The following is an 18,154-nucleotide window of genomic DNA, read 5'->3' as shown; positions in this document are numbered from 1 at the left end:
CTACTTGTGCAGCCAGCTGAGAAAGCCGCCTTTCTTGATGGCTGCAGGTTTTTGCTCGAGCAGTGACTGGCGGGTTTGCTGGCGGATGCGTTGCAACTTGATCAGAGCGGTCTTGACCTCGGTGCGTTGTTCCAGGCAGCTGCGTACTTCGTCCTTATCGATACGGTAGAGGATGCAGCTGGTCAGGGTGCGGAACTCGGCAGTGGAGTCTTCCGCTTCGAGCAGGCCTTCCACCCCCAGCACCTCACCCGGGCCCATGCGCCCGGCTTCGAGCTGCTTGTCGCCATCACTAACACCCACCGACACTACCCCGGTGCCAATCACCAGCAGGTAATCCGAGCTGTCGCCGACGCCGAGGATCACCTGGTCGGCCAGGTATTCCACAGCGGTCATGCGCTGGCTGAGGTTGTCTTTTTCCTCGTTGCTGAGCGAACGGAAGATGCGCACGTCTTCGAGCAGGGCGCGCTGACGGTTCCACACCTGGCCTTGCTGGGAGTCGCTGTTCCACACTACGCCGGCGGCTTCCAGGTGCCGGTGGGCGAGGTCGAACATATGGTTACGCACCTCGGTCTTCTGGCTCATGGCACTGACAAAACCGCTGGCCTCGTACTCCACCGATTCCAGGCTCGAACTCTTGATCGTGGCTTTCGGTGCCGGGCTGGTCAGCAAGGTACGTGTGCCTTGCAGGGTTTTTTCCAGGGCATCGAGCACCCGTCGCGGGCGTACCTTGGCCGGCACCACGACGCTGATGGAGACGCCATGCACATCGCTGGGCTGGCTGAAATTAAGCAGCTTGGCCTTGGCCGCCACCGAGTTGGGAATCACCGCCATGCTGCCGTTGCCAGTCAGCAAGCGGGTGGCGCGCCAGTCGATCTCGATGACCTTGCCTTCGGTGCCGTCGATGCTGATCGAGTCGCCGATCTGATAGGGGCGGGTGGTGTTCAGCACAATGCCGGAGAACACGTCGCTGAGCGTGCTCTGCAGCGCCAGGCCGATGACGATCGCCATCACCCCCGAGGTTGCCAGCAGGCCTTTGACCGGCAACTGCAACACATAGGCCGCCGCAGCCACAATGGCCACCAGGAAAATCACCGCCCCCAGCACATCCTGCAGCAAGCGCCCGGTGTGGCCGCTACGGGCCACCAGCACCAAGCCAATCACCACCGTCGCGGTACGCGCCGCAAACAGCCACCAGGCAATCCCCAGCACCGTAGCGAGCAGATTACGCGGCACATCCTCGACCCAGGGCGCAGGTTGTAGCGGGCTGACCCCGGCGCTGATCAGCACCCAGGTGAACAGCGAAAACACCAGCAAACGCGCAGCGATGCGCCAGGGCCGGCGATTGACGGGTATCAGTTGCCAGAGCGTGAGGTCGAGCACGATCAGGGTAATGCCGAGCAACAGCGGGTAACTCTGGGCGAATGCGAACATACCGGTCTCGGTGCGGTGGGCTGTTGCCAAGTTAAGAGCAGAATGCGGGCAATTACTACTGGTTGCTCGGGCGATAGTGCAGCGCTTCAGCCAGGTGCCCGCGTCCGATGTTTTCAGCCTGTTCCAGGTCGGCCAGGGTGCGCGCCACCTTGAGCAGGCGATGGGCGGCGCGCAAGGACAGGGTCAGGCGTTCGCAGGCGCTTTCCAGCCAGCTCTGGTCGGCTGTGGATAACCCGCAGTAATGGCGCAGGCCGGGCAGGTCGAGGAAGGCGTTGGCACAGCCCTGGCGCTGTTGCTGGATGTCGCGGGCGGCGGCGACTTGCGCGGCAATGGTGGCGCTGCTTTCGCCGTGGCTGCTGTTGGTGGACAGTGCCGTGGCTTCGCGGGCGACGGTCAGGTGCAGGTCGATACGGTCGAGCAGGGGCCCGGAGAGTTTGTTGCGGTAGCGCTGGATCTGTTCGCTGCTGCAGCGACAGCGGCCGGTGGGGTCGCCAAGATATCCACAGGGGCAGGGGTTCATGGCGGCGACCAGCTGGAAGCGCGCTGGAAAGCGGATTTTGTCCTTGGCCCGGGCGATGACGATTTCGCCGGATTCCAGCGGTTCGCGCAGTACTTCCAGTACCCGCCGCTCGAACTCCGGCAGCTCATCGAGGAACAGCACGCCGTGATGGGCCAGGGTTATCTCTCCTGGTTGCGGTCGGCTGCCACCGCTGTAAAACACATCGTAAAATGAGAAAATACGGCTAGCTTCTAGAGATCAATGAGAATGAAGAAAGCTCTGCCCACTTTGCCGGTCCGCAGCATCGGCGTTAGCGGCCGTAGCGTCACAGGCATCGTACCGCTGATGGGGCGGTTCGAATCGACCCTTGAGCGCGACCTAATGGAGCTTGTCCGCTTCGATCGCCGCGTCAGCAGCTTCCTGCCTCAGCCCGTTAAGATCGAATACAAGGGCGATGCTGGTGAAGACAGGTTGTACACGCCCGACGGCCTCATCACCTTCCAGGAATCGGCTTCATCACCGCCGCCAATCCTTTATGAAGTCAAATACCGAGCGAATTTTCGCGAGCAGTGGCGAAACCTGTTGCCCAAGTTTCGTGCAGCAAAATCGTACTGCGCTCAGCGGGGGTGGCGTTTTGAGGTCTACACGGAGCGAGAAATCCGCACGCCGTATCTGGATAACGTCAAATTTCTGTGGCCGTTTCGAGACCGATTGCCTGGCCCGTTTCAGCGCGCTCAGATCGTGGGTGTTTTCGAAAGCTGCAACGAGGTCAGTCTGAGCAAGCTCCTTGGGATGTTAGCGCCTGATCCCAAAGAACGCGGTGAGCTTATCCCTGCCTTGTGGCATCTGATCGCCAATGGCGCCGTTTGTTGCGACCTGAATATCCCGTTAAGCATGACGACTGTGCTCTCGATCGGGGAGGTAGTGGGATGAAAACAATCAGGCCAGGGCAGTTGGTCTACTGGAGAGATTCGGCTTCGATTGTTATTGAGCTCAAAGGTCTGATCGAGGCTGTAATCCGTAGAATTGAAGACTCCTCGATCGAGGTAGTGCGCTGTGCGGACCTTAAATCAAGCCCCGAAGTAGAAACTGTGAGAAATTCATCTCATTTAATCCAGGATCGAGCAGCTTGGGATGAGACCCTTGAGCGGTTTGCAATCATCAAACCGCTATTGCAGGGGCGTCGAAGTGTGGAGGACGTCAAGAATGCTGCGGAGCGCTCGGGTAAGAGTGTTCCCACCATCTATAGATGGCTGAAGCGATTTGAAAAAACAAATCTTGTATCTTCCCTATCCAAGTCCGCTCGCTTCGACAAAGGTCAAGGGCGCTTAACTAAAGAGGTCCAAGGCGTCATAGATGAACAAATAGAGACGTACTACCTCAAAAAAGAACGGCGAAAAGTTACTCAGTTGTACACGCGCATCCGAGAAGTTTGTAAATCCCGCGGCTTGCCGGAGCCGCATCTGAATACTATTTACGCGCGAGTTAGTAATATAGAGGTTGGTCTTAAAGTCAAAAGGCGCTATGGTTCAAAATTCTATCGTGATAATATGCTGCCCACGGTGGGTGAATTCCCAGGTGGCGAATACCCAAACGCGGTTGTACAAATTGACCACACTCCCGTAGACGTAATCATCGTTGATGAACAACATCGCTTACCCATAGGTAGGCCATACCTTACGATTGCCATTGATGTTGCTACAAAGATGGTGACCGGATTTTGTCTGACGCTGGAGCCGCCCAGCGCGCTTTCGGCAGGTCTGTGTATTGCCCATGCGGTACAAGAAAAGTCTAATTGGCTAGCTAAGAGGGATATTCTCGCTGAATGGCCAATCCATGGGAAAATGGCAAAAATCCATGTCGATAATGCAAAAGAATTTCGTGGTACGATGTTGCAAAGAGCCTGTGCGCTGCATGACATAGTCTTAGAGTACAGGCCTAGGCATCAGCCGAATTATGGTCCACATGTAGAGCGTGCTTTTCGGACCTTTATGACGGAATGTCATACGTTGGAAGGGACGACCTTTTCAAACGTCAAAGCCAAGGCCGATTACAATTCGGAACAGAAAGCGTGCTTAACCTTGGATGAGTTGGAGCTTTGGTTCACAACTTTCTTCGTTTATTCCTACCATAATGCTAAGCATTCAGGTAATGGTGGCATTCCGCCTATTAAGAAATTCGCTCAGCTTGTGTATGGCTCGGACACACAGCTTGCGGTTGGGCTACCAGCTAGGGTCGAGGATGAGGAGACGTTTCGCTTGGATTTTACGCCATATCTCGAAAGAACCATACAGCAGACTGGCGCGTTGGTTAACTACATCCATTATTATTCGCCGGTTTTGCGTAAATGGATCAAGGCGATAGATCAGAATACAAACAAAGCAAAAAAATTCATCTTTGCATACGATCCGAGAGATATAAGTGTTGTTTACTTCTTGGACCCAGACACAAAAACCTACGTTCCGATCCCATACCTGAATAGTGCTCGGCCGGCGATCAGTTATTGGGAACTCAAGGCTGCGCTGAAGCGTATAAAGAATGACCCTAATAACGAGCCCGATGAGGACAAGATTTTTCACGGGGTTACGCTGATGCGGAAAATTGAGGAAAATGCTATTGAAAGTACGCGGTTAGCGAAGGCTCAACGGACCAGAGAAAAGAGGAGTCTGCGGAATGCTCAAAGGCGCAGGCAGTCTTTGGGTGTGCATCAGATATCTAAGGTTGATTCCCATGTCGAAGTTCCGGAGGACTTAGATCCGTTTGACGAAGTAATCACGCCGTTTGACGACATAGAATTGGGGTGATCCATGACCAGCTATCAATATCTACACCCTGAAGCCCTCAAACTCGTTGAGCAGGATGCGGAGGCGCGAAGCCTATGGATTGCCAACCGACGATGGATCGGTTATCCACAAGCTAATGCCATCCTCAAAAAACTCGACCGGTTGCTCGTCCATCCGCGGCAAACACGCATGCCTAACATGCTCATTGTAGGTAGCACTAATAACGGTAAATCAAACTTGGTTGATAAGTTCGTAGGGCGCAATTTTCCCGACGAAAATCCAAGTGGTGAGCACATCGTGTGTCCAGTGCTCAAAATAGAAACCCCTCCGAGCCCGACCGAGGCAAGTATCTATTCGGAAATACTTGGGAGGCTTTTTGAGAAGGATCCTGCATCATCTACCAATGCTAAGCGCATGCGCGTTATAAAGGTTTTGAGGGAAATTCAACTAAAGGTTCTTGTTATTGATGATCTTCACAACATGCTTGCGGGTACGTCCGTAAGGCAGCAACAATCTCTGAACATGTTGAAATATCTGGGTAACGAACTTCAAATTTCCATAGTAGGTTGCGGCACTGGCGATCTGCTCCGTGCAGTCAGCATCGATCCGCAGATCCAGAACCGGTTTCCTCCCGAGTTTCTACCGAAGTGGGAAATGAACAAGGAATTCCTACAGCTCTTGATGTCCTTTGAGCGATTACTGCCATTGCGAAGGAAGTCGGCGTTACATGAGCGGCCGTTGGCAGCTAAGGCTTTGGCCATGTGTGAAGGTTACATAGGGGAGCTGTCGCTGTTGCTCAACGCCGCGGCAGAGTACGCAATCGAGTCTGGTGAGGAAAGGATCACAGCCGAGGTAATGAACGAGTGTGGGTATCTCTCACCCAGTGATAGGACGCAAATGGCATCGAGGATCTAGCATATGCTCCCAATCCATCCACAGCCGTTGTCGGATGAGCTTCTGACCTCTTGGATGGTGCGGCTGGCTTTTGCTAATGGTTTTTCCTTGCACACCTTTTACTCCAATCTGCTGGGGTACAGGGCGCCTATCTGGAATCGCGATTCTGATCGCCATCCTCCGTCAGCTCTGCTCGACTGCTTATCCACCGCGACGGGGCGGCCGGTCGAGGAGCTAAGAGGTCTGACCTTGGGCTGCTACGAGGGATTCATTTTTGAACATTTTGTAGTAAGTGGAGATGTCCCATTTCTGCTCCCCACCGGTCTTTATCACCGCACCCGTCGCAGGGCGGGCATACAGTTCTGTCCCATCTGCCTGAAGCTCGATCCGGCACCGTATTATCGGCGCCACTGGCGTTTAGCACTCTCTACTGTGTGCACAGCGCACGATTGCTTTCTGGAGCAGATGTGCCCCTCCTGTGGGTCGCCGGTAGTCTTCCACCAGCACGGGATAGGTCGTTCAAAACTAATCGCCGGAAGTGCGTTGAGCATCTGTAGCAAATGCAATTTTAGATTAGGCGATACTCAGCCCAAGCTCACGGGCTGCGCAAACAATGCGGCCGGTCGGATGCTCCTCACCATCACCCGTGCGGTTCAGCTTGGAGACTGGAACGGCTTTATCCAACGGCTGCCGCTGAGTCTGTCATTTTTTACAGGCCTGCGAGTACTTCTAGGCCTGATATGCGGAAGACACGGTCGACGATTACGCGCCGTGTTGAGCGGGATAATCGGGATGGAAGTCGCCCCGGTAGCCCATCTAGATTTTGAGTATCAGTCACTGGAGGTGCGATACGCTTTGCTACGCGCTGCAGCGGCCCTTTTGGTCCATTGGCCAGCGCTCTTCTATGATACTTGCAGCCAGGCGAAGCTCACTCGCTCACGCCTCACGGACTCATTCTCGACAATGCCGTACTGGTTGCGCATTGAGGTCGATCAATATCTTGATACCCGGTCGTACCTACCACCCGCTGAGGAGGTCGAATCTGCAGCTTGCTATCTGCAGGGTGCTGGGATGGCCGTCTCCGGCTCATCTCTCGGTGTTTTGCTAGGCTTGAAGAGGGATGTCGCTCGCAGGGTATTTGTACAGTGGAAAGAATGTCAGCCAGAAGCTCCAGGCGCTTGTCCGGGACCACTGCCCCTATGTCATGCTCCCCGCGATTCCAGTGGTTTCCGACAGGAGAAGTGATTATGCCAAGCGCAGGCAGGCCCTACGTCAAGCGTACGACGGTTAAATGCCAAGACCCGAAAGACGGCACCGGCGACCTTATCATCGATATCCCTGACGAAATGCTCCAGGCAATCGGTGCTGTTGTAGGCGACGAGCTCAGTATTGAAGTGGTCGATGGCATGATTCTGTTGAGACCGCTCAGTAGTGCCACTCCAGGGCCAGGAGTGTAACGCGAGGCAACAGCCTCACCTGGCCCCGTGCAGCCATCGTTCCTATTACCTGGATATTTCGGCTGGGAGATCTCGCGCGTAGCCTTCGATCAGCTCGATCAGTTCAACGTGCTTGGGGAACTCTGTTTTCAGCCAACCGCTTGGCACAAAGTGACGATCCAGATGCACCGCAGTGCTCTGTCCATCGCCGCAAGCACACAGCATCACATTTATCTCGGTTTCATCTCCAGCCATCGCCGCGGGGACGAACACGACTCCCATGTCACTCACCCCAAATGAGCGTCTCCATTCGGGATAGCGCTTTCCATCGGGGTTGGACACTGCATACCACTGAATACTGTTCATTGGTCTCTCTCAAAGGGAATTAATGTCGGGTGCGGTAGATCTTCGCCGTCGATCGCCGCCAACACCTGTTCCAGCACTGTGGCCGGGGCATCCAGCGCGCCGAGGATGACGTACAACTCAGAGAGCAGTTCTGTTTCGGCTTTCCGACGGCGGTCTGTGCTGCCGTCTTCTGCCTCTCCATCATCGAATGCGCTATTCACGGCTTGCTTGGCGATGAGATAGCGTGCATTGCAGTCACAGGGGAAAGGGTGATCGCCGTTGTGGAACCGGTCTTGGGCTTCCCAGCCACTAAGCCGGGGGGCAATAGGTTTGCCGCATTGGGGACAATAAACAGGTTGGCCGTCGATGAGGTAGTACATGGCTGGGTTCCTTTCGCCTGTCCAATGTGAAGTCGCTGTCATGCCGCGCCGGTCACTGGCGAGGCGCGGCATTGTCATGAACGCCGTATGCCGCTGTACACCAAAGGTACAAATGTTCAAAGCTCCAGTACGTGAGGCCTCACGGTACAGAGCGGGATCGGACGCTAAAAATGGCCGGATCTATGCGAATCAATAACGCATAAAAGCGTAACGGTTTCTGCCTAATGCGCTACACTCTCGCGCAATTCCGAAACAGTTTACCCCGTGAGCGAATCATTCCGTGGAATACCTCTCTGAAATCTTGAAGATCCTAGATGGGGCCCTCAAGGCGAATGCCAGCATGGCTTCGAACTATGCCGGCCTTCTGGCCGACAAGCTTGAAAGCGATGGCGACAAACGCCAGGCGCGCATGATTAGAGAGCGACTGGCACGTGCACCCACTGCGCTTGCAACCGCCCAGGATGCCGCCAATGGTTTCAGCTTCTCCAGCTTGCCCACCGATGGCGAAAGTCATATGCACACGGTGGATGTGAGTCGCCCCGCGCTGGACAAGGAGTCGCTGCTGCTTTCGAGCGCGGTGGCGAGCCGAGTGGATGAGTTTCTGGCCAATATTCGCCGGTTTGACGATTTGGCGCGTGTGGGAGCTGCCACGGCCAGCCGCCTTCTGACTTATGGCCCACCTGGCACTGGAAAAACCAGGCTTGCACGGTATGTCGCTGCGCACTTGGAGCTGCCTTTGCTGACCGTGCGTTGTGACACCTTGGTGAGCAGCCTCCTTGGCCAGACCAGCCGAAATCTGCGGCGGGTGTTCGAATATTCGCAGCAGCAGCCATGCGTCCTCTTCCTGGATGAGTTCGATGCGTTAGCCGGTGCCCGCGGCAATGAGAGGGATGTCGGTGAGCTGCAGCGTGTGGTGATCTCGTTGTTGCAGAACATCGATGCGGTCCCGGAGAGCACCATCATCGTGGCGGCTACCAACCATGACCAGCTACTCGATCCTGCTATCTGGCGTCGCTTCAGCTTCCGCATTCCCATGGCTGAGCCGGATGGGTACCTGCGCAAATTGCTTTGGAAGCAATACTTGGAGCCGTTCAGTTCGGAAACTCTGGATCTGGACAACCTAGCCAAGGTCTCGAAGGGGATAACCGGGGCTAATATTGAGCAGGTATGCCTCGACACTAAGCGAGCGGTCGTTCTTTCGAATCAGTCAGCCATTGACGAGGACGAACTTCTTCGGCGCCTGGGTTTGAATCTTGCGTTAGGTGCTGGCCGAGTGCTATCTACTGTCGAGTCAGAAATTCGGTGGCTTAATGGATGGGCGCCCAGGTACTTCTCTCTGAGGACGCTTGGAAGATTGTACGACCTGTCGACTAGGCAAATAAGAAAGATCCTCAAGGAGGAGATCGGCAGTGGCTCGCAAGAATGTACCCGCTCGGGAGTCGTTGAATGCGAGGGTTGAGAACCCTTTCATACACATTCCGTTTCAGGCAAAAGACCTCTCTTCGATTGAGCGGACTGGTGGAGGCGGCGGCAAAGAGCTCGTAGTCGTCGATGACGCATACCGCGCGGCTCTTTCGAAAGCTCTGATTCAAGCCTCAACTGCACTTTCTCACGAGCAGACGCTTCATCCCCAAGCACTCTCGCACCTAGTTCTCAAGCTACGAGATACTGGCATCGCCAAAAGCCACCGGCCTGTTCAGCTTGCCCAAGAGGCTGAACTGGAACCGGCTGGTCATGCCAGGATCGATGAGATGCTAGTCGGTGCTTCTGCCAACAGCTTGACCCAATTCAATCGAGTGATTCTCAAGCGGAATACCCAGGCCATCCGCTGCAATCTAAGCGCGATTGAGTCGATCGAACCCTGGGATCGTAAGCGTCGAAACCCTGAAGGTAGCCAGCAGTTGCTTGAACACGGCCGAGCTGTCATGAGGCTGTTTCAGTATCAGCACGACAGCCTGAACGAGCTCAACTATCAGTCCATTTTGGTCGTGCTGAAGTCGCTTTCGCTTCCGTTTATCGAGATCGCTCAAGGCCGCGGCCTGCCCATCATTGGCGTTCAGGACCTAGATGGTGTCGGCGACAGCGGGCTTGATGTGCTGCTTGACTTGCCGGGCATTCGTACCATCTACGCCGAGCCGTTCTATCATCCGCGGAACACGGTCGTTGTCCCCCAAAGCGGTACAAGTGCTACTCACGCTTCTGCTCAGGAAGTAGCGTTGCCGACCGTGGCGGTGTTCGACACTGGCGTCAGCAAAGACCGATCTCCGATTGCGTCGTTCGTGAAGTCACGCGACACCTACGTCCTCCCGCCAGACACCAACTACGAGCATGGCACTGCGGTGGCATCGCTGATCGCTGCGGGCTCTTTCTATAACGACAAACATTCATGGATTCCGGCGACGCCGGCGTTCATACATGACGTCTGCGCGCTTGAGGCAGCTGGCTCCCACATGAGTGATCTGGAGCTGCGCCTACAGGAGGCCGTGCGACGAAAACCGGAGGTGAAGATCTGGAACCTGTCCGTGGGCGGAGACCCATGCGACGAGAGCAACTTCAGCGACCTGTCGATGACGCTTGATGAGTTAAGCGACAAGTACCAGGTGCTTTTCGTCGTGGCGGCGGGAAATTACAACGACCTCCCGCGTCGTAACTGGCCGACACCAGCGGCGCTCAAAGACAGGATCTCCACCCCTGGCGAGTCTGTGCGGTCGCTGACAGTGGCTTCGGTAGCGCACATTGACGCTACCGATGGCCTCGCCGCAGCGGGTCACCCTGCACCCTATTCACGCTGCGGGCCGGGTCCTGTGTTCACGCCAAAACCGGACATTACCCATGTTGGCGGAGGCGTCCATGCTCCATGGGCCGCAGGTACGTCCAGCCTCAAAGTATTGGCCCCGCAGGGCCACTTGTACCCATCGTTCGGCACAAGCTATGCGGCCCCACTTGCCTCATGCATGGCTGCACATGCCTGGCAGGCTCTGGCAGGTCGTCCCAACCCGAGCCCCTCGCCGTCGTTGGTCAAAGCGCTCATGATCCACTCGGCGCAACTGGCGTCACCTGATTATGACTCGTACCAGCGTCGCTACTTAGGTGCTGGCCGCCCTGATGACGTGTTGAGGGCGCTCTACGATTCAGATGATTGCTTCACCCTGGTTTTCCAAGCGAACTTGGTTCCTGGCAACATGCGCTGGAGAAAGTCGCCCTATCCGATGCCCGATGTACTGATTGAGGACGGTAAATTCCGAGGCGAAATTATCATGACAGCCGTTTATGCTCCCCCCCTGGATCCTAACGCCGGCAGTGAGTACGTAAGGGCAAACGTGGAGTTGAGCTTCGGGACAATCGAAGGCGACAACATCACCGGCAAAGTGCCGATGGAAAGCGAAGAAGGTCAAAGCGGCTACGAAAGCGCGCAGATCTCCAGCGGGAGTAAATGGTCTCCGGTGAAGGTTCATCGCAAAGCCTTCACGCGTGGTGTAGCCGGAAATGTTTGGGGGCTTCAGGCGTCTGCGCTTTTGCGTGCCTACGAACCCGCGCTTACCGAAGCGTTACCGGTGCACATCATCGTCACCGTGCGTTCGCTGGCTGGCGACCTGCGCGTGCGGGCTGCTGGTATGCGCGCGCTCGCGCAGAGCAACTGGATCAACACTCCCCTGCCTCTGCGCGTCCCTGTCAACGTTATCAACCTTTGAATTAAGTAGCCCATACTCTGCTCGTCGTGGAGGTGTGTAGAGTTTTGGAGCTGCCGATAGCGTTGCTAATAGGACGGTCATCGATGCCCGGTCATTTAGCGTGTTTGATCTTTGGGGCATTCGATAGCACTAGCGACAATTTTGAGGAGTCACCAGCTGATCGCGATTTCCGCTGACTGGCGGTGCCCATTTCTAACCTTTTCCAGCGCGACGCAGCGCAGGAACAGCGCACCTTGATTATTATGATGTTTAGGTAGACATGACGAACTACATTAGTGCTGAGATACTTTGGAAGTTGTCGCCTGGCCAATTTAACGAGTGGCGAGCTAAAAATGACCTGCCGGTCATATTTGAGTACTTTAGAGAGACCTTGCCTGACTTTGATGTTTGGTTAGCTACTATCGGGATTTCCGAGTACGAGATAATGCTATGTTTGCCACTTGGGTGCTGCTTCAATGGAGAGGGAGAGCATGTTGTAATAAAAAAAACTACTTCATATCGAACACCTCAGTACTTTTGCATCAGTAAAAGCGATTCATCCAGTTCCCAATGGGACTCCGTTCGTGAGAGCCATTGCGAAAAAAATGAAAAGCTTGCATTTTTTACTCCTTATTTTGAGTGGATAAAAATTAAAACAGGTAAAGAGCTACCTGTAGATTTGACTCGCGTAGGCTTAGGTCATACTAATCGCTTTTCTATGGGCGCGTGGAGGAATGTCCGGCCTAATAGTCGCACCTCCATTTGGCGAAGCCCTGAGCTGCTTAAGCTGGGCGAGGTAACAGTCCCAGACTGTACAGTTCTATCAGAGATGAATTTGGATTTTGCTGATCTCGATGGCCTTAGGATTGCTGGGGTAATATACGGCGGGTTCAATGTTATAAGTTACTCAAGCCTTGCAAATCTCACCATAGAAAACACGGAGCAAGCTTTTTACCGGTTCAAGTACTGTAGATTTAAAGATACGAAAATATTAAATTCCAAGATTCAAGACTTTTACTTTGAAAAATGCGAGGTCGGAAACTTTTACGCAGAAAGCTCTACGTTTTTCAGGTTGTCCTTTGCAAGATGTAGGGTTTTACCGTTCATTGATAACTGTGATCTAAAGGATCTTATTGTATATAGTCCGGAGAGGAATGAAACTTTCAGTGAGGATGCTTACAGGCTCCTAAAAAACGCATACAATATAGCCGGGCAAAAAAAATTCGCTGCTACATATTTGTATCAGGAGCAGCTGGCGCATCGGCGAAATCTGTTTAGGGCACGAACTTATTTCAAGTATTCTGACTTATATCCGCGTGGAAATCCTGGAAAATGGTCGAATTTCATAAAGTATCGCAAAGGCAAGCAGAAAGTTGATTTTTTGAAAAGCAAGGTGAAATACCTAGTTAGTTATTTTTCAAGGCCCAAATATCTGGCAGTCTATGCTGAGCATAAATTGCAGTGGTTTTATTCGCTTTTAGATTGGGCGCTTTGGGGGCATGGTGTCAAACTTCATAGATTAGCTTTTTCATCATCATTCTTTATTCTGATCTTTGCTATCCTGTATCGCACGCTGGGTGATCAATTACAAGCAGATCCAGCGCCTTCATCTTTCTTTGATTATCTATATTTTTCTATGGTTACCTTCACAACGTTAGGGTATGGAGACATACTCCCGAAGACCACTCTACTGCGAATGATATGCGGGGTTGAAGCATTTTTGGGTGCTTTCATGATGGGGTTAGTTGTAGCTGGGTTTACCAATAGGAAGACCGACTGAGGAACTCACGGGGGTGATTCTATTCTTGGCCTCGAATTTGTTGCTAGCTTTCGACTCTGCACCATCTGACTTTTGATTTCAGCAGTAAGAAAGTTACCAAGGTTTCAACGGATTTCACTCTCCTTCGAAGTCATCTTTGAAGAAGGAAGGTACGCTCTATCGATTTACGGAATGGCATCAAGCTATGAGTCACCTGATGCCAGTTCGTTCCCAAGGAAGACCAAGCGGTCGAATGAGAACCTTAGGTAGCGTTCGAAATCAACTCGACTGTGCGAGCAGTAACCCCATCAATCAAACTGGGGTCTTGATAGATGCGTGCGAGAAGGATCGCACCCTCGTAGTCGGCCACTAATTGTTTCCCTAAGGCCTCTGCCCGATCCGTTTCGAAAGACGATTGTTGAGAGACGCAGACCTGCAGCAGGGTAAGAGTTTGGAGACGGAGTGGTGCTTCCCAAGCAACGATCTAACGCCGCTATGACTTTGTATCAAATTACTTCTGAGTTGCTTCTAGCCGCAGAGTGACAACGATTCTTTTGGATGCGGAGAGCAACATTGCTTGGAGATTGCCAATGATAACTACATCTAGGTGGATGCTGTTATTTTGTCGCCAATAAGCCAGCGCTTAGACCAGAGTTGAGAGTGGCCTAGCCTGGCGTGGATAATTAAAAGATCTTCAGTTAAGCTCATTGCTCCAATAGTCGGCACAACAAGGAGTCGTAGATGTCTGTATTTTTGGTTACGTGGAACTTGAATAATGAGCGTTCAAACTACTCGCAAGCTCGCAAGGCATTCATTGATCATTTGGAGCGGTATACCAATGTCAAGGATGCTGGTCTGGAGTCAGTACGCTGGATCAGCAGCACGAATACTGCTGGGCAAGTCTATGAAGATCTGGCATCCAAACTTGATCGCAATGACCGGGTTTTTGTCACTCAAGTAGCGCCCGGCACTCATCAAGGATGGTTAGACAAAGCCGTCTGGGACTGGATCAACGCCCGCGTTTAAGAGTCTTAACGACTAAATAGGACGCTCAGCTTCGAGCGTCCTTTCGGTCTGACCTGCTTTGTCGCTCATCAAAGGGCCAGTGGTCAGCAAGGTAATCTAGGGCGCCTGTATTATATGGACAGAAAAAAGCTGCCTAAAAAGACGGCAAAAAATGTAGTACCAAAGGTCGGTGAAGCGGAGCTCTTTCAAGGCCTGAGCGTGCATGAGCAAGCCTATCCAAAATTTCTTCACCGAAAAAAGTTAGCAGAAGATAACTTTTCAGTGAAATCTCTCTGCGTGATATATAAAGCTTTCGCCTCCAGATTAGGCAAGGCTTGAAGGAATATTTTTGCTGCGACGTTATAAGTTTAATGGTCATATGGAGGCGTGGACGAGGCAATGCATGGCTTCCCTAGTCACACTCTGTGGTTGAGTATAGGGTACACGAGCCATTTAACTGCTGCGTTGTGCAAGTCTACAGGTCTCGTCCAGGATTAGTCATTCGGCCCAACGGTTCCAGCGGTCTATGGCAATAACTTTATAGGGCAACTTTGGCAGTAGACCTGTCTTAAGCTGCGGCGGGGATCTCGTTTGCAAAAAGGCGGAAATCGCGTTGGCAGTGTGGTTGATCTAGCTATGATACTATCGCAAGATAGCGTGGCTTCTTCTAAAGCGTTAGTAGGCAGGTATGGCGTCGGCTACATTCGTTAATGCTGGTGAACAAAAAATTCTGCAGGAGGCGGCTTTGGCAACGAGTATGATTACGCATATGGTGGTTGTTCCAGACGACACGCGTGAGCGTCGGACAACTTTTTTCCAGGGCTTTTCAGACTTTTGGTTTCCTGAATATGCTCAAATTCTTCATGCCTTGACATTTTTTCCGCATGACTTGATAGATCCATTGTTGCCTAGTGAACAATATGTTCTTGCAAGGCTCCTAGGTGGTGGTTCCAATATTCAATTTTTACGAGCTGATTTGCTTTCTGGTTATTTAAGAATATCAACGGAAAGCAACCTGGTCTTGTGGAGTAGTGAGCTGACGGCACGTCAGGTCAGTGAGGCCATGGAAGGAGTGGCCGATAAGCCTGTTCATATTTCAATCGCGAAAATCGATGACGCTATATGCATCTATGACCTTGATAAGAAAACTATTGATGACTTAGCGTCTACCATGCTTTCTAAAGCGGCAAAACATAATGATGAGATTCGACAGGCTAAGGAGCTCTTAGAGCGCTTAAGGTCCGGTCCAAGATCTAATCCAGTTTTTGAGGCCAGGGGGCATAACTGTACTGAACCCATGATGCGTGTTCTCGCGAGCTGTGGGTATCAGATAAAAATGACACCGGTAAAACCATCGGACTCAATTGAAGAACATGTTCTTGGTATGGCTGAGTTGGCTCATGAAATTGATGAGTTGAGGCCAAAACAATGGCGCGAATCGCCTCTAAGAAATAACGACTCATTAGTATACTGTCCGTCATCTTACACATATCTCTATCGAGCCGATGGCGCGCTCTGGAACAAGCTCAATAGGAAGCTTGATAATGTTAAGAGAAACTTCTTAAAAAACGCGATTGTACGAAATAGAGGCTATGGCAATATTGGTATGCAGTCCGGTGGGGAAATATTCAATCCGTATGCTGATAAAGTATTGGGACCCTTGCTGCACGAAAAGCAGAGCGAGCTTAAGCTGTTTACGACCGTAATCGGGCTGGCTTCAGCAATCCAGTGTATACCAGCCTTGCGGCTGCCCAATTCAGTTATGCTGCACCACGCAAAGCTGCGTGCAATAGGTCAGCTCATTAATTCTAATAATAAAAAGCGTCGTCAGAAGCTTAACCTGCAGTTCGAGGAGTATAGTAGGTCTGTAAAAGATGATGCTGGCATAGAGCTTATGCAAGTGAGCTTTGCAAATAAAAGTAAAGTGCTTTGCGTATGTGATCTGCCTGTGGAGTGGGTCGCCATTGATAATCTCCCTATAATGTACTCTCACGAGATATCAAGGGTCCCGTCCACTCCGGGTAATGTGGCGATTAGTACGCTTTTGTCTCGAACCAAAAAGGTATATCCATACGCTGCTTTGTGTGACATTTTAATTTTGCGCTCTTTTACAGGCGGCGATCCCATTCGCGATCACTTAACGTCTGCCGTTAACTATATGGTTGAGCAAGGTAAGCTTGAAGGGTTGCGGGTTAGTATCGTTGATATAAATAGTCGGGAAGAGTTGGTTGGTGCGCTCAACAAGTTTAAGGGGCTGATGGTTATCTTCGATTGCCATGGTAATCATGGTGGGGAAGAAGATATTGCCTGGCTGGAGGTCGGAGGAGAGCGTTTAGACATTTGGCATATCTATCAGGAGGCTAGGGTCCCTCCGATTGTTGTTTTGGCGGCGTGCAGTACGCATCCGGTTGAGGGATCACATGCTTCGGTTGCAAATGGCTTCCTCGAATCTGGTGCGGAAAGCGTGATTGGAACATTCGCCCCAGTTGATTCTGCTCATGCCACAGTGTTCGTAGTCAGACTTCTTGAGCGTGTTGCAACCTATCTTCCTTTAGTCCTTGCTAGACGTAATTATAATTGGCGAGAAGTAGTGACTGGGTTGCTGCGCATGTCATACGTCAGAGATGTTCTAGATTTATTAAAGAACGAAATGCGACTGCTGTCTGAAGAGGAATATTATAGAATTCATGTTGATGCTAATATGTCGATCAATATGAATGAGGATGGAGGCTGGTTTGAGGAATTTAAGTCTTCCATTTGCGAAGCTCTGGGATACGATCAGGAACAAGGTAGTTTGCTCTGGAAAAATAATTTCCAATTCCTAGATTCGATGTTGTTTGTTCAACTGGGAAGGCCGGAGAATATTATAATCACTTCGTCCGATTTTTGACGTAAAATATTTGGTAGAGAGTTATTGCAGGAGGCCTGGTATTCCCGAGGCTTTCCTGTTTATTTTTTCGCTAATGGCGAAAATTTTCGAGGATGCCTTATGTGGAAATTCTTATCGGCTGATATTGCGAGCACTAGCGTGGCCGATATCGGACGGGATTTCAGGTATGTTCTTGTTTGTAATTTAAGCGAACATTCAAGTCCAGATAGTTAGTGGGGCGGAATTGGTAGCCTCTAATTTTATTATAAAGTTGGAGCTCAAACTCGGAAGCGAGTAGCCGTGATCTCGGGCTTATCGCGCGACATCCACCTTTTGTCCTGCGGCGATCCAGTCAGAAATACCGCCAGCCAAGCGCTCCGCATCCCGGCCACTCGACCGAAGGATTGCTACGGCTTCAACAGAGAGCACGCAATAGGGATCGCGGCAGTGGGCGACCACGGGGGGGGCGCCCACTGCCGCAGTAACCGCTAGCGGCAGAGGCACACACTCGTACCTGTCGACGGTAAAGGCTCAAGGCAACCCAGCGTGATGAGCTATACCATCTGGCTGCCAGAGGTAAACTGTTCAGAGACAGAGGGAGTATGCAGCATGATGGCTGATCAACGCCTCACTCAAGAACAGTCCGCGATCGGCCTGAGAACGGCGCTTCGGATCATCGGAGGATGGCAGGCCTCAGCTGCTCAAGCGTGCAAAATTTTGCGGATCTCACGCTCCACCTACCGTCGGGTTTCTCAGGGTAGTGGAGCCGGTGGAAGGCTGGACCTGGATCAGCATCAGCGTATTGGGTTGGTGCTGGGGATTCATGCCGCGCTGCGGAGCGTATTTACCAATCAGATGAATGTTCAAGGATTTCTTGGTTTCAAAAACCAGAATGAATTCTTCGAGGGCCGCTCTCCCTTGGAGATCATGTCGCAAGGCGACATGATCTCGCTCTACGAGACCTACAAGCGCATTGATCAGTTACAGCGGATAGGCGAGGTGTGGGTCAAGTAAGCGCCGTAGAGCCACCCATTTGCTGTGGTTCCTGCATCGGGGTAGAGGACCACTGGAGTGAGCTTCTG

Annotated in this window: 14 protein-coding genes; 10 read left to right on the top strand and 4 right to left on the bottom strand. The window is 52.2% G+C overall.

The genetic code is table 11. The features are described from left to right. Together LOY22_RS26135 and LOY22_RS26130 are read right to left on the bottom strand one after the other, a co-directional pair. A complete protein-coding gene (locus LOY22_RS26135; protein WP_093378095.1) occupies window positions 1-1,431 on the bottom strand; it encodes a mechanosensitive ion channel family protein in 1,431 nt (476 codons plus the stop codon). Between the two features lie 55 nt (window positions 1,432-1,486). After that, entirely contained in the window at window positions 1,487-2,170 is a 684-nt protein-coding gene (locus tag LOY22_RS26130; RefSeq protein WP_258597846.1) for an ATP-binding protein, read from the bottom strand. A gap of 27 nt (window positions 2,171-2,197) precedes the next feature. Here LOY22_RS26130 and LOY22_RS26125 point away from each other — a divergent pair, with 27 nt between their 5' ends. The 4 genes from LOY22_RS26125 to LOY22_RS27190 are packed head-to-tail and all read left to right on the top strand — an operon-like array spanning window position 2,198 to window position 6,852. Next, a complete protein-coding gene (locus LOY22_RS26125; protein WP_258595471.1) occupies window positions 2,198-2,863 on the top strand; it encodes a TnsA endonuclease N-terminal domain-containing protein in 666 nt (221 codons plus the stop codon). After that, window positions 2,860-4,734, top strand: coding sequence for a Mu transposase C-terminal domain-containing protein (locus LOY22_RS26120; RefSeq protein WP_258595470.1), 1,875 nt, complete (start codon window positions 2,860-2,862; stop codon window positions 4,732-4,734). Before LOY22_RS26125 ends, LOY22_RS26120 begins: the two co-directional genes overlap by 4 nt. Before the next feature lie 3 nt (window positions 4,735-4,737). Continuing rightward, window positions 4,738-5,628 (top strand): TniB family NTP-binding protein, encoded by an 891-nt coding sequence (locus LOY22_RS26115; protein ID WP_258595468.1) that lies wholly within the window; start codon window positions 4,738-4,740, stop codon window positions 5,626-5,628. A gap of 3 nt (window positions 5,629-5,631) precedes the next feature. Beyond that, window positions 5,632-6,852, top strand: a complete 1,221-nt coding sequence (locus tag LOY22_RS27190) for a TniQ family protein (protein WP_408980932.1) — start codon at window positions 5,632-5,634, stop codon at window positions 6,850-6,852. A 257-nt stretch (window positions 6,853-7,109) separates the two neighbouring features. On the opposite strand, the gene LOY22_RS26110 is transcribed toward LOY22_RS27190, so the two are convergent. Together LOY22_RS26110 and LOY22_RS26105 are read right to left on the bottom strand one after the other, a co-directional pair. After that, window positions 7,110-7,409 carry a hypothetical protein gene (locus LOY22_RS26110; RefSeq protein ID WP_258595459.1) on the bottom strand — a complete coding sequence of 100 codons (300 nt, stop codon included), beginning with the start codon at window positions 7,407-7,409 and terminating at the stop codon, window positions 7,110-7,112. Beyond that, window positions 7,406-7,768, bottom strand: coding sequence for a hypothetical protein (locus tag LOY22_RS26105; protein ID WP_258595457.1), 363 nt, complete (start codon window positions 7,766-7,768; stop codon window positions 7,406-7,408). Before LOY22_RS26105 ends, LOY22_RS26110 begins: the two co-directional genes overlap by 4 nt. 280 nt (window positions 7,769-8,048) lie before the next feature. Here LOY22_RS26105 and iteA point away from each other — a divergent pair, with 280 nt between their 5' ends. The 6 genes from iteA to LOY22_RS26075 all read left to right on the top strand — a co-directional run bounded on the left by iteA (window position 8,049) and on the right by LOY22_RS26075 (window position 18,086). Then, window positions 8,049-9,227 carry an anti-phage ATPase IteA gene (gene iteA, locus LOY22_RS26100; RefSeq protein WP_258595455.1) on the top strand — a complete coding sequence of 393 codons (1,179 nt, stop codon included), beginning with the start codon at window positions 8,049-8,051 and terminating at the stop codon, window positions 9,225-9,227. Beyond that, window positions 9,178-11,460 carry a S8 family anti-phage peptidase IteS gene (gene iteS, locus LOY22_RS26095; RefSeq protein ID WP_258595453.1) on the top strand — a complete coding sequence of 761 codons (2,283 nt, stop codon included), beginning with the start codon at window positions 9,178-9,180 and terminating at the stop codon, window positions 11,458-11,460. The genes iteA and iteS overlap by 50 nt, the downstream gene beginning before the upstream one ends. Before the next feature lie 259 nt (window positions 11,461-11,719). Next, window positions 11,720-13,219 carry a potassium channel family protein gene (locus LOY22_RS26090; RefSeq protein WP_258595451.1) on the top strand — a complete coding sequence of 500 codons (1,500 nt, stop codon included), beginning with the start codon at window positions 11,720-11,722 and terminating at the stop codon, window positions 13,217-13,219. 720 nt (window positions 13,220-13,939) lie between these two features. Further along, window positions 13,940-14,224 (top strand): hypothetical protein, encoded by a 285-nt coding sequence (locus LOY22_RS26085; RefSeq protein ID WP_258595449.1) that lies wholly within the window; start codon window positions 13,940-13,942, stop codon window positions 14,222-14,224. 724 nt (window positions 14,225-14,948) lie between these two features. Beyond that, window positions 14,949-17,093, top strand: a complete 2,145-nt coding sequence (locus LOY22_RS26080) for a CHAT domain-containing protein (protein ID WP_258595447.1) — start codon at window positions 14,949-14,951, stop codon at window positions 17,091-17,093. Window positions 17,094-17,681: 588 nt separating this feature from the next. After that, window positions 17,682-18,086, top strand: a complete 405-nt coding sequence (locus LOY22_RS26075; RefSeq protein WP_258595445.1) for an antitoxin Xre-like helix-turn-helix domain-containing protein — start codon at window positions 17,682-17,684, stop codon at window positions 18,084-18,086. Window positions 18,087-18,154: the final 68 nt, after the last annotated feature.

It is taken from the genome of Pseudomonas sp. B21-035, assembly GCF_024748945.1.
GTDB lineage: Bacteria > Pseudomonadota > Gammaproteobacteria > Pseudomonadales > Pseudomonadaceae > Aquipseudomonas.
This window is presented reverse-complemented; position numbering and strand designations above follow the sequence as displayed.